Origin of the sequence: Streptococcus koreensis, from assembly GCF_003627135.1 — a bacterium.
GTDB lineage: Bacteria > Bacillota > Bacilli > Lactobacillales > Streptococcaceae > Streptococcus > Streptococcus ilei.
On the sequence record NZ_CP032620.1, the window covers coordinates 271,225 to 284,910 of the forward strand.

General features: G+C 42.0%; 10 protein-coding genes. All 10 read right to left on the reverse strand.

From position 1 onward, the window contains the following. Window positions 1-32: 32 nt before the first annotated feature. A complete protein-coding gene (locus D7D50_RS01450; RefSeq protein WP_120701288.1) occupies window positions 33-311 on the reverse strand; it encodes a type II toxin-antitoxin system RelE/ParE family toxin in 279 nt (92 codons plus the stop codon). Beyond that, window positions 304-567, reverse strand: coding sequence for a type II toxin-antitoxin system RelB/DinJ family antitoxin (locus D7D50_RS01455; RefSeq protein ID WP_120701289.1), 264 nt, complete (start codon window positions 565-567; stop codon window positions 304-306). The genes D7D50_RS01450 and D7D50_RS01455 overlap by 8 nt, the downstream gene beginning before the upstream one ends. Window positions 568-668: 101 nt before the next feature. Then, entirely contained in the window at window positions 669-2,552 is a 1,884-nt protein-coding gene (locus tag D7D50_RS01460) for a GmrSD restriction endonuclease domain-containing protein (RefSeq protein ID WP_120701290.1), read from the reverse strand. Beyond that, complete coding sequence (locus D7D50_RS01465) at window positions 2,546-3,856, reverse strand: DUF262 domain-containing protein (protein WP_120701291.1); 1,311 nt, start codon at window positions 3,854-3,856, stop codon at window positions 2,546-2,548. The genes D7D50_RS01460 and D7D50_RS01465 overlap by 7 nt, the downstream gene beginning before the upstream one ends. A 65-nt stretch (window positions 3,857-3,921) precedes the next feature. Next, window positions 3,922-4,044, reverse strand: coding sequence for a hypothetical protein (locus D7D50_RS10325; protein ID WP_257375148.1), 123 nt, complete (start codon window positions 4,042-4,044; stop codon window positions 3,922-3,924). Between the two features lie 353 nt (window positions 4,045-4,397). Next, entirely contained in the window at window positions 4,398-8,789 is a 4,392-nt protein-coding gene (locus tag D7D50_RS01470) for a PolC-type DNA polymerase III (RefSeq protein ID WP_120701292.1), read from the reverse strand. Between the two features lie 142 nt (window positions 8,790-8,931). Continuing rightward, on the reverse strand, window positions 8,932-10,782 hold the full coding sequence (locus tag D7D50_RS01475; RefSeq protein WP_120701293.1) for a proline--tRNA ligase: 1,851 nt from the start codon (window positions 10,780-10,782) through the stop codon (window positions 8,932-8,934). 17 nt (window positions 10,783-10,799) lie between these two features. Then, window positions 10,800-12,059: an RIP metalloprotease RseP gene (gene rseP / locus D7D50_RS01480; protein ID WP_023022155.1), complete on the reverse strand. Its 1,260-nt coding sequence runs from the start codon at window positions 12,057-12,059 to the stop codon at window positions 10,800-10,802. A gap of 41 nt (window positions 12,060-12,100) precedes the next feature. Beyond that, entirely contained in the window at window positions 12,101-12,904 is an 804-nt protein-coding gene (locus D7D50_RS01485; RefSeq protein ID WP_023027645.1) for a phosphatidate cytidylyltransferase, read from the reverse strand. Window positions 12,905-12,915: 11 nt separating this feature from the next. Beyond that, window positions 12,916-13,665, reverse strand: coding sequence for an isoprenyl transferase (locus tag D7D50_RS01490; RefSeq protein WP_120701294.1), 750 nt, complete (start codon window positions 13,663-13,665; stop codon window positions 12,916-12,918). Between the last annotated feature and the right edge of the window lie 21 nt (window positions 13,666-13,686).

Consider the following 13,686-nt stretch of genomic DNA (forward strand, 5'->3'; position numbering starts at 1 on the left):
AACCTCAAAGCGAGCGAGGATCCTTGAATCCATTAGAACAAATCACTATGACTTCCTGTCCTCAGCAAGTTTAAAATCAATTCATCCTTGTCCACTTTATACACCAAAAGCCAATCCGGCTGGATATGACACTCCCGAACACCTTGGAAATGCTTGGAATCAGTCAATTGATGGTCACGATATCTGACAGGAAGTTCTTTTTCTTGAATCAGAAAATGCAAGACTTCTTCAAACAAATCTGCTTTCAATCCACGCCTCATTGCCACCTTAAAATCTTTTTTAAACTGTTTATGATAGCGAATCTTAAGCACGCAAGTCCTCCATCAAGTCTGAGACAGATTCAAAAGACCGACTCATATTCCGATTTTGCTCTACATCCGTGACGACTTGAAGCAATTTCCTGTTTTCATCTATCTTTACATCAAACGGTAGACCCTGATATTGAATAGCCTGACGGAGGAAAATGTTGATGGCTGTAGTCATATCCATCCCTAAATGGTTAAAAACCTGTTGAGCCTGTTCCTTAACCTCACTATCCAAACGAATACTCATACTCGTCTTAGACATATTCTCACCTTCTTTCTATTGATTATTGTAACAAAAAAGAAGGCTATTGTAAATCTATTAGATATACAATAGCGTTTTAACATTGATGATTAAGGCAATTCTTATGACTTACTTTCTATAAATTTTTTGACCATAGGTAAAATTTCTTTTTCTAATCCTTTTATCTGATCCGATTCCCATTTAGTTTTTTCTGTTATGCTAGCCATTATTTGTAATTTTAGACTCTGACGATCAAAAATTCCTTCCCACTGTTTATATTTTGCACTCGGAACTAAATTTCCAAATTTCGAATTTTGACTATCAGTAATAATACAAAGGTTACCAAATGAGTGTAAGAATTGATCATCCATTTTCTCAACTCTTTCATCACTATTTGGATGTTGTGGAAACCAATGCTCTACAGAACGACGATATGCAAATTTGAACTGATCAAATTTAATACCTTCATACTTTCTTCCTAATTCTCCACGATTTTTCCATAAAACGTAATCAATAAAATTGAATGCATAAACAGGGATGTCACCATATTTCTTGATAATACCTTCCTTGGTAAACAATTTTCCATCAGCATATCTTACAGCCATTATTTCAAGAAAATCTTTAAAATAAGAACCAAATTCTGGCTGATTTAACTTTTCAATATGGTTAAAGAGGAATTGCAAGATTTCATATAACCAACGACTGTCACGATTGGCCGTGAAGGTCACAGCAAACATTGATTGCAAAAGAATGATGTTTTTGTTAATTTCCGAATCTGAAAATGTATTTTTAGTAAAGCGTTCCTCAACTATGTAATGCTCTTTTGCTTTTCCATTTGGTTGGTATTCATAATAAGTACCCTTCTGCAAAAACCACTCATCCTTATTTCTGCTTGAAGAATCCATATTTGAATTTCTAACTATGAAATTATCAAAAATATGTTTCATTTTAAGAAGGAATTCACTGAATTCAATAACCCAAGTTTTATTTTTATTTTTTATATCAAATAGAGTTAAGAGTTTCTTATCATCTAACTGAACCTCACTGGTATCCTTACCTTCCCAAATTGCCAATACATGGAGTAAGAAGGTCGGAAAATCAATAACTTGGGTATAGTCACCAAAATCTTTTTCTACTTCTGTAATTTTTTCATTTACCTTTATTCCTATTATATCTGATAACTTTCTTCTTTCATTTTGATAAAAATCAATATCATCATAAATATTATGAAATGAGTAATTTGAAAAGTGCCACCCAAAAATACGTTCACGTTCTTGAAAACTATCTGCCCTCTTCTGCCTCATCTTAAATTGACTTGCTACCGGCTTATCAAACTCTGCGCAAGCATCCCAGATTCTCGCAAATTTTTGTGACGTATCTTGATCTTCTCCAAACTTAGCCATCATTTGTGCCTTAAGAATCTCATGAGCCTCTAGTTGTTCTCCACGAGAATTGAAACGTTCGAAATAAAGATTTAAATCTAAATCTTCAGGAAGTATACTCCGAAAAATGATGACATTCTCAAAAAGATAATCAACGAAAGACTGAGGATTAAGCTGGCGCTCCTCTAGCACTTTTTTCAATGCATCTTTAGCATGCCCGTAACCTCTAGTTAATTCATTTTCATCGTCCTCAGAGATTTTTTGCTTAGTAAATAGTTTTTGAATATTCTCATTTGATTTCTTCCGAGCTGGGAAGATAAGATTAACAGATTTCAATCTATCAAAACCAAACTCATGCTTCAAAGCTAAGGCAATCAAATTAAGGGCCGTTGTTCGCTGCTGCCCATCTATAATTTTGAAAAGGTCATTCTCTTTATTAACGACTAATGTTCCAATATAGTAATAGTAATTGTCTCTGTTTTCTTGAAAAGCATCTGCTACATCATTCAGTAACTGCTCAATTTCATCATAAGTCCAAGCAAAATTTCTCTGATAAAGAGGAATAGCATAGGTATCTTCATTTAACAAACGATTAACTGATAAGCTTATATGTGTTTCTACCATTTACCTTTTTCCTCTTCTATAATCTTGTCCACAGTATAATTTTCAAATAACTCTCTATCTATCTTGACCATGAAATCATTCGGAGTGACAGCATGAGATAAAAGTTGAAATAGTTTTTGAGCCTCTTTTTGTCTAAACTTTCCACCAGCAGCATAGTTTCCTACCGTTGCATCATATATAGCTTTAGACTTAACTCTAGGGTAGTAAGACCAAATAAACAGGGTCTCTACTATCTCCTTTGATAGCTCATCTTTTCCAAATCTATCTGCAAAAAGCGAACAAATATTTAGAAACAGATTGTAGCATTTGAGATAGCGTCCCTTTGAGCTATTGTAAATGTTCAACATGCCTTCTGGGTAATCTACATTTTTTTCTCCCTCTTCAGGCTCATCAAAAAATCCTAACTCTTCATTTAAAAAATCTTTATGTTCTTTAATAGTTTCATGAGCAGATTCAATATACTCAAAAAATTTACTTCCATCAATGATTGGCATAGTAATTGAAAGAGGAAATTTTTCAATATGACGATACAATTCTAGGTACGGAAAGTTCTGATTCAAATCAACGCCTTTAAAGTCGTCAATATAATCCTCTGTAAATCGTAGATAAGAGCCATAACGCTTGTTTGTTAATCCTGTTTCTCCCCTAGACCAACGTCTCATACGAAAAAGATGCTTATCAAATAACTCTTTGAGACTTAACTCTTTATCCTCTACAAATTGCTCCCACTTTTCAACAATTCTTTCATCTTCAGAATCTTGCTTACGAAGATGATAGGCTTTGAGCAAATCATGAGGTTCTAGAGATTTTCCACGATTATTCTGAGAATCAAATAGCTGAAAGGCCTCTGATAATCGTTCCTGCGGCATAGTAATCACGGAGACAGAACAATTTTCCAATAAAAAATTACAAATATCTTTTGCCTGATTCTCACCAACCAATTGAGTCAAATTTTCCCACTCATTATAATTTTCACTCGCATGATAACAAGATAGCTCTCCAAATTCAGCACTTAGTAGTTGCTTAGCACCCTTATAATTCTCTAAATCATCTAATAAATGAAGAAACAAAGAAATTGAAATTAACCGTTGCTGTCCATCGACAATATCTAAGTGCCCATCATTCTCATGCAAGATAACAGAGCCAACCTGATATTCCTTTTTCCCCATAGCATCTCGTAAATCATAAAAAAGATTACGGATATGCTTTCTATTCCATTTATATGGTCTTTGATAAGAAGGAATCCGCAAATCTCCTTTTTTCAATAGTTCTCCAACCTTTTTAGAAGTAAATTGAATCTCCATTTCATCCGCCTTTATTGTATTTTTAAAAAAACTACAAATTCATATGAATCTGTAGTTAAGGGTAGCTAATTCTTTTGAATAACACTTGTATTAGGAATATTTTTTGAATACTGCTCTGCTGCTTCCTTTGTCCAAAATCCTTGTGCAATCATATTACCAAACTGATCAATAACAATCCATTCAGTCATATCTCCATCTCCTTTCAACTTTTTATTAACTATATATTAACTATTTATTATTATAGATAGTATAGCATGTACAAACTGTAAAATCAATATTATCCATCTAGAACATAGTATTATTTTTCTCAATTTAAGATCAACTATAATAAACTTTCTCTATTTGAGAATAAAAGTATATAAAATAGGAGTAAAACAGTACGATTTTTAGCAAATTTCGTTCCGTCCTACTCCTGAAAAGATAATATAACATTCTTCCAAACTTAGAAAACGAACAATTAAATCAATTCATTACTGCGTCATGTAATTATGACTTTTGTTCATCTAAGATTGATAACTTTTGAATAAAAATCATTTATCCATCAGAACAAATCATCAAAGAGACTGAGCTGGTTGTCTTCTGGCATATTGCCAAGAATTCCCATCTCGTCCATCTTTTCCACCAAGGTTGAGGAGACGCCACCACGTTTGCGCAACTCTGTTTTAGAAAGGAATTCTCCTTCTTTGCGAGCTCGTACAATCTGCTTGGCTACGTTTTCTCCCAATCCATCCATGGCAACAAATGGTGGAATAAGGGTGTCTCCATCGATGATGAATTCCGTCGCATCACTGCGATAGAGGTCTAGCTTACCAAACTTGAAGCCACGCTCCCACATCTCATTGACAATTTCAAGGGTCGTGTAGAGGTCAATCTCCACATTGGAAGCTTCGTTGTTCTTGCGTTTTTCAGCAATCTCCTTCATCCGCGCTTTCACGGCTTCTAGTCCTGCGCCCATGGTCTTGATATCAAAGGCCTTGGCACGGATTGAGAAGTAAGCACAGTAATAGTAGAGAGGATGATGAACCTTAAAGTAAGCCACCCGCAAGGCCATCATAACGTAGGCTGCCGCATGGGCTTTGGGGAACATGTACTTGATTTTCCCACAAGATTCGATGTACCATTCTGGGACATTGTTAGCCTTCATGGCCTCGATATAGCCATTGCGCTCTTCTTCAGGAATCTTGAGCCACATGCCTTTCCGCACCCGCTCCATGATGGTAAAGGCCATTTTTGGATCTAGGCCAGCGTGCATGAGGTAAACCATGATGTCATCTCGACATCCGATAACGGTTGATAGGTCAGCAATACCCGCCTTGATCAAGTCTTGGGCATTTCCCAACCATACGTCGGTACCGTGAGACAGACCAGAAAGCTGAAGCAACTCGGCAAAGGTGGTCGGATGAGTCTCATCGACCATGCCCCGAACAAAGTTGGTCCCAAACTCTGGGATCCCCAGCATACCAGTCGAGGTACCGATTTGCTCCGGTGTGACTCCTAAGATATCGGTTCCTGAGAAGAGGGCCATGACACCTGGATCATCCATAGGAATATCGTTTGGATCAATGCCTGATAAGTCCTGGAGCTTGCGAATCATAGTCGGATCATCGTGTCCCAGGACATCGAGTTTAAGTACGTTCTCGTCGATATCGTGGAAGTTAAAGTGAGTGGTCTGCCATTCGGCTGTCACATCATCTGCTGGGTACTGCACAGGGGTGAAGTCATAGACATCCATATAGTTAGGGATAACAACGATTCCCCCTGGGTGCTGACCGGTCGTCCGTTTAACCCCAGCTGCTCCCTGGGCTAGCCGTTCCACCTCTGCATCCCGGTAATACTTGCCGTAGTCCCGCTCATAGCCTTTAACAAACCCATAGGCGGTCTTGGCTGCAACTGTACCTACTGTTCCTGCCCGGAAGGCATATTCTTCTCCAAAAATATCACGGACATCCAAGTGGGCACTCGGCTGATCTTCCCCTGAGAAGTTCAAATCGATATCGGGTACCTTGTCCCCATCAAAACCAAGAAAGGTCTCGAAAGGAATGTCTTGGCCGTTTTTGCTGAGTTGGTGACCACAGTTTGGACAGTCCTTATTGGGCATATCAAATCCTGAACCATAAGAACCATCCGTGATAAACTCACTGTATTTACACTCCCCGCAGACATAGTGAGGAGAGAGCGGATTAACCTCGGTAATCCCGATCATGGTCGCAACGAAACTGGAGCCGACAGATCCCCGGGAACCAACCAAGTAGCCCCGTTCATTGGAACGGTGCACCAAGAGTTGGGAAGCCAGATAGATCACGGCGAAGCCATTCCCCAGGATAGAGGTTAATTCTTTTTCAATCCGTAAATCAACAATATCAGGTAGCGGATTGCCATAGATTTCAAAGGCCTTCTGATAGGTCAATTCGGCAACCGTTTCTTCGGCCTTGTCGATAAATGGGGTATAGAGGTCCCCCTTAACCACTTCGACAGGTTCAAAGATTTCTGCCAGAGCATTGGTGTTTTCAATGACCAGTTTTCGTGCTAAGTCTTCCCCTAGAAAAGCAAATTCATCCAGCATTTCATTGGTTGTACGGAAATGGGCTTTTGGTAGGGGTGCAGGTTGGGCGTTTTCTCCATGACCGATGGTCCGGTTAATCATGGCCCCTTGCCCAAGACTGCGGACAATGATTTCTCGATAAATCTCATCCTCGGGCTCAAGGTAGTGGACATTTCCTGTCGCGAGGACTGGCTTGCCAAGGCGATCTCCCACCTCAATCAAGCTCTTGATGATAGTCTGGAGCTCGTCCATGTCTTTGACCTGCTCTTTAGCAATGAGGGGCACATAGATGGCTGGAGGCATGACCTCGATAAAGTCATAATACTTGGCCACTTCCACTGCCGCATCAACTCCTTGAGAGACGACCGCGTCAAAGACTTCTCCTTCAGAACAAGCCGATCCCAGGATCAAGCCTTCCCGGTGAGCATCTAAAACCGTTCGCGGAATCCGAGGAACTCCCTCAAAATATTGGGTATTGGAAAGGGAGACCAATTTGAACATGTTTTTCAAGCCCGTCTGGTTCTTGACATAGATGGTTGCGTGTTTGACCCGAGCCTTTTTGTAGGAATCCGGACTAATCAAATCCAAATTCAGCTTGGCAAGATTGGTCACGCCATGCTTTTCTGCTACATCCTTGATAAAGATAAAGAGTAAGCGACCCGTCGCTTCCGCATCATAGTTGGCCATGTGGTGGTGTTCCAAGGCAACCCCAAACCGCTTGGTCAAGGGGCCCAAACCATGACGCTTGTACTCTGGATAAAGGTTCCGAGCAAACTCTAACGTATCAATTACTGGCTGAGTGATTTTGGGAAGGCCATGACGCTTATAGTTGGCATTCATGAAGCCCACGTCAAAAGTGGCATTGTGGGCAACCAAAACCGCATCCTTGCAGAATTCCTGGAACTCCTCCAAGACCTGTTTCAAAGGTTTAGCATTGCGAACATGGTCATCGGTAATGCCTGTCAGATCCGTTGTAAAGGCGGAAATGGGGTGCCCTGGATTGATAAACTCATCAAATTCAGCAATGATATTACCCTTGTGCATTTTAGAAGCGGCAACCTGAATCAAATCATTGTAAATTGCTGAGAGTCCTGTCGTTTCCACGTCAAAAACCACATAGGTCGCTTCATGAAGGTCTAGATCGACTTCATTGTAGGTAATCGGTACACGGTCTTCAACGATATTGGCTTCCATCCCATAGATGAGTTGGATACCAGCTTTTTTAGCTGCCTTGTAACCATGAGGGAAGGACTGCACATTGCCATGATCGGTAATAGCAACTGCCTTATGGCCCCATTTAGCTGCTTTTGCGACCAACTCCTCTACCTCAGGTAGGGCATCCATGGTCGACATATTGGTATGGGCATGGAACTCGACCCGACGCTCGCCTTCTGGCATCAGATCCTTACGCTCATAGTGGACCACTTCTTGAACATCTTGAACATTCATAGTCAAATCTCGTGTAAAGCTATTGACCTCGATATTCCCACGAACCCGTAACCAAGAGTTTTTCTTGATCATATCAAACTTCTGAGCTTCTTCTTCATTTTTAGCCCATTTCTGGAGCGAAAAACTGGAGGTATAGTCGGTCATCTTGAAATTGATCAAGACTCGACCTGTCCGAGTTACCTTTTGCTCGACATCAAAGACTACCCCTTCAAAAACGATGCGGTTCTCTTCTGTCGTGATATCAATCATAGGAGTGATCTCTGCCTTATCCAGCTTAGGCTTGGCCGCAGCCTTTTTGGCTTTGAAATCAAAGGCTGGTTTTTCCTCTGCTGGCGGTGGGGCCATTTGAGACAAGGACTCCATGGCCCGCAAAGTCTCTTCATTGGCTGCTTGGAAGATTTGATCCTTCTCAGCTTCAAAGGCCTGATGGAGTTCTTCTGTCAACTGGTCATCAGCTTCTACCCGACACTGAAAATGAGGGAATCCAAACTTGGTCAATTGACTAGCAAGATTTGGCAGATGGTTTTTCCGGTGATGCTCCGTATCCACAGATGAAGGACCACTAATGATCAGCTCTTCTCCCTGTGCACGAACCTGCAAGTGTTGATACATGCTCTTAAAGCCCTGGCTTGCACAGGGACCATCCTCAAAAGCCTCCTGGTAATAGGCTTGCAAGAGCTCCTCACTAAAAGTTGGATTCTTTACCTGAATCTCAAACACCGCTCGATTTCCTGTCTTTGAAAACTCCTCGGCCAAGCGGTTTTTGAGCTCCTGAAAAATCGTGATGGGGAGAATTTCGGCAAAAATAAAATGAAATTCCCAAACACGACTGAGCTTATGGACGATGACCTCTTGGATTTCAGCCCCTTCAAAAGTGCCTGATTCACGCATTTCCAAAGGCATCCCTAACTGATTCATTAAGATTTCAAAGCTAGTTGACATGATTTCTCCCTGACGAATTACTAGCCTTTATTTTATCATATTTCGCCTAACTTTTCGACTGTCAGAAGGTCCTTTCGTCTAGCTGGCTCAGCTTACAAAAAAGAAGGCTAGGGTGTTGAGCATCCTAGCCTTCTACTGTTGCTTATTTATTTAAAATTGAAAGGGTTTCAAGCAGGTTGTCTGCATGCACTTCAATCGTGTCTCCTGAAGCTTTGATTTTCACTTCTACGATACCGTCAGCTGCTTTCTTCCCAACAGTGATGCGGATTGGCAAACCAATCAAGTCACTATCGCTAAATTTAACACCTGCACGTTCGTTACGGTCATCCACCAAGACTTCGTAGCCAGCCTTGACCAATTGGTCTTCGATCTTGCTAGTCAATTCAAGAGAGGCTTCGTCTTTGACATTTACTGGAATCAAATGCACATCAAACGGCGCCAATTCTTTAGGGAAGTTGATTCCCCAAGCGTAACGGTATTCACCTTTTGGTGTCTTGTTAACGAAGAGGCGAGCGTGTTGTTCCATGACTGCTGAAAGGAGACGACTCACACCGATACCATAGCAGCCCATGATGATTGGCACAGCACGGCCATTTTCATCCAAGACATCTGCACCCATACTTGCTGAGTAGCGAGTACCGAGTTTGAAGATGTGACCAATCTCGATTCCACGCGCAAAGTTGAGAACACCTTGTCCATCTGGAGAGATTTCACCCTCACGCACTTCACGGATATCCACATATTCGGCAGTAAAGTCACGGCCTGGATTCACACCCGTCAAGTGGTAGCCATCTTGGTTAGCACCCACAACAGCATTGCGGCTATCTTGCACTTTGCGATCTGCAATAATTTTGACAGTTTCTGGAAGATTGACTGGACCAAGAGAACCAAAGTCAGCTCCCAACAATTCTTTCACTTCTGCCTCTGTTGCAGGTTCCAAGAAATCTGCTCCAAGGTGGTTTTTTAACTTGACTTCATTGAGTTGGTCGTTGCCAACCAATAGAGCTACAACTGGCTCTTGGTCTGCAATATAAACCAAGGTCTTGATTGTTTGGTCTTCAGAGATATTCAAGAAGGCAGCTACTTCATCAATTGATTTGACACCTGGTGTTTCCACACGAGCCACTTCTTCTTCCGTCACAACACGGTTGCTTGGTTTGTAGGCGTTTGTCGCCATTTCCAAGTTAGCTGCATAGCTTGACTCACTTGAGTAGGCAATCGTATCTTCACCAGAAACCATCCATTTGAGCAATTCTGCCTTGATTTCTTCTTGCACTTCTGCAGGAATCTCATCAAATGATGCGACTGACTTGTCTAAGACCACCCAACGGTCAAGGTCTGTACGTGAAGGAGTGATGGCCATAAATTCTTGGCTATCCTTACCGCCCATAGCTCCACCGTCACCGATGATAGCTTTGAAGTCCAAACCACTACGAGTGAAGATACGCTCATAGGCTGCCTTGTAGTCATCATAGGTCACATCCAAGCTATCGTAGTTAGCGTGGAAGCTATAACCATCTTTCATGATGAACTCACGGGTCCGAAGAAGTCCATTCCGTGGACGTTTTTCATCACGGTACTTGGGTTGGATTTGGTAGAGATTCAGTGGCAACTGCTTGTAAGACTTGACCGAATCACGGACAATAGCTGTGAAAGTTTCTTCGTGAGTTGGCCCCAAGATAAAGTCTGACTTCTCACGATTTTTCAATTTGTACAAGTCTTCCCCGTAAGTTTCATAACGGCCAGATTCGCGCCAAAGGTCAGCGCTGAGAAGGGCCGGAGCCAACATCTCAACGGCACCAATCTTATCAAATTCCTGACGCATGATCTTCTTAGCTTTTTCGATTACACGGTTGGCAAGTGGTAGGTAAGAGTAGACACCTGCTGATACTTGACGAACATAACCAGCACGTAGCATCAAAGCGTGGCTGATGACCTGCGCATCACTTGGCATTTCGCGAAGTGTTGGAATAAGCATTTTACTTTGTTTCATTCAGATTCATTCCTTTTCTATTTCAAAAATAATTTCATGATATCATTCCAAGTCACAGCAATCATCAAGATAACCATGACCGCCACTCCAGCAAGGGTCAAGTAGGTTTCTACCTCCTGTTTAAGAGGTTTTCTACGAACAAGCTCGATCAGATTGATCAAGATTTTCCCACCATCCAAAGCCGGAATAGGAATCAAGTTAAAGATTCCGATATTAATAGACAGCATGGCCATCAAAGATAAGATCGCTGGAAGTCCTAGCTCCGCAGCTTGCGAACTAGCTTTGTAGATTGCTACCGGACCACCCAACTTGTTCAAACTAAAGTGGAAGATGATATCCTTCAAGGCCGTCAAAATACGAGTTGCTGTGTACCAAGTATCTGTCACACCTGAGAAAAGCTTATCTAGGAAGCCTGTCTTGACAGCATTGGTCACACCGATATAATACCGTCCCCCATCTTCTTCTGGTTGAACCGTCACTTTTTGAGTTTTCCCGTCTCGTTCATAGGTAATCGTTACTTCTGGATTTTTTCCTTGGTTACGGGTCGCCTTCTGGACAGAATCTGTCAACTCATCCCAGTTGGAGACCTTGTATTCATTGATTTGAACGATCTGGTCATTGTCTTTCAAACCAGCCTTAGCCACCACTCCTTGGGGAACGACCTGAACATGGTTGCTATAGTAGTCCACTGCACCTCCCTGCATAAAGGCAAGGAGAGAGTACACGACAATACTTAAGATAAAGTTGTTCATTGGACCAGCAAAGTTGGTCATCAGGCGTCCCCAGATACTAGCGTTTTGATACTGCACATCCAGAGGAGCAATCCGTACTTCTGTCCCATCTTCCTCAACGATGGTTGCATCATGGTGGACAGGATAAGTTTTGGTCTCTTCGATAACGATTCCTGTAATTTGAAGTTTATCCTCAAAATCAAAATCTGTGACATTCATGGGAAGAGCTGTCTGATCGATATTTTTCCCAGAAAGGTTGATCCGAACAACTGTTCCCTCAGGGTTCAAAGTTAGACTGACAGGCGTTCCTGTCTTAATCTCTGTTGTATCTTCGCCCCAGCCTGCCATTCGGACATAGCCCCCCAATGGAAGGATTCGAATAGTATAGGCTGTTCCGTCTTTGCCTACATGGGCAAAAATCTTGGGCCCCATCCCAATCGCAAACTCGCGAACAAGGATGCCTGATTTCTTTGCAAAATAGAAATGGCCGAACTCATGTACCAGGACAATGACGCCAAAAATGATAATAAAGGCAATAAATTGCATACACGCTCCTTCGTTTTATCTGATGATAGGATGATTTCTGTTTAAAACAGACCAAAGAATAGCATCAGTGGGAAAACAAAAATCAAGCTATCAAATCGATCCAAGACACCACCGTGACCAGGAATAAAACGGCCAGAGTCTTTCACTCCAAAATGGCGCTTGATGGCACTTTCGACTAGGTCACCAAACTGAGCTGCTATACTGAAAAGAATGGTAAAGAGAATCATGGTCACCCAACCGTAAGAGCCTGCAACGGTACGATCTAGCATCATAAAGATCATCGTCACAACGACAGCACAAGCAATCCCGCCTAGACTTCCTTCAACAGTCTTGTTAGGTGATACTCTTGGCAAGAGTTTTTTCTTACCGAACTGGCTCCCAATAAAGTAGGCTCCTGAATCCGTAGCCCAAACAATAAAGAGGGCCAAGAGAATCTTATCTACACCTGCTAAGCGTGCTTGAATCAAAGCATGGAAACCAAAGCCAACATAAAAACTTGAAGCAATCGGATAGACAACCTCGTCATAGGTGTAGCCTTGCGCCAAGACAGTCGTTCCCATCAATAATAAGACCAAAAGGCCATAGGCGATGAAATTGCCACCCGCTGGTAAGAAGGGAAGGTAACTCTCTAAAGGCAACGCCAACACAAGAGCTGCTAGCATGGCCAAGGCTCCTTCGATGGTTTCAGTCTGCAGACCTTTCATCTTCAACAATTCATGAACACCCAACATAGCGATAAGTCCCACTACAATCTGGAACACAAGGCCTCCCATAAGAACAACTGGGATAAAGAATGCTAGGGCGATTCCTCCAAAAATCACTCGCTTCTGTAAATCTTTTCTCATCTATTTCTCTCCTATACACCACCAAAACGTCGATGACGATGGCTGTATTCTTCTATTGCTTCATGCAAGGCCTTTTCTCCAAAGTCAGGCCACATCACATCGGTAAAGTAAAGCTCACTATAGGCTGCTTGCCAAGGTAAAAAGTTGCTCAAGCGAAGCTCGCCACTGGTCCGAATAATCAGATCAGGATCTCGCAAGTCCTTGGGTAGACTACTGGTATACAAATAATTGGCAATGGTCTCTTCTGAAATGTCACCCGGATTTAAGTGCGCATCGAGAACTTCCTGGGCGATTTGTTTGACTGCTTGGGTCAGTTCCGCCCGTCCTCCATAGTTCAAGGCAAAATTCAAAATCAAGCCTGTATTGGAGTGGGTTAACGTCTCTGCCTTTTCCAGAGCCTCTAAGGTTTCCTTCGGAAGACGAGAAACCTCGCCAATCATCTGGATCTTCACATTATTTCTATGAAGTTCTGGAACAAAACGATCGTAAAATTCAACTGGAAGATTCATGATAAAGCTCACTTCCTGTTGAGGACGTGTCCAGTTTTCCGTTGAGAAAGCATAGACCGTTAGGGCTTGCACTCCCATCTCCTTGGCTGCGATGGTTACTTCTTGCAGAGCCTCCATGCCGGCTTTGTGGCCAAAGACACGAGGTTGCATCCGTTTTTTGGCCCAACGACCGTTCCCATCCATGATGATTCCAATGTGCTTGGGCACTTCTAAGGGAACACTTAATTTTTCTTTCTTTTTAAAACGAAACATGTTTTTCTACCTATTTCACTG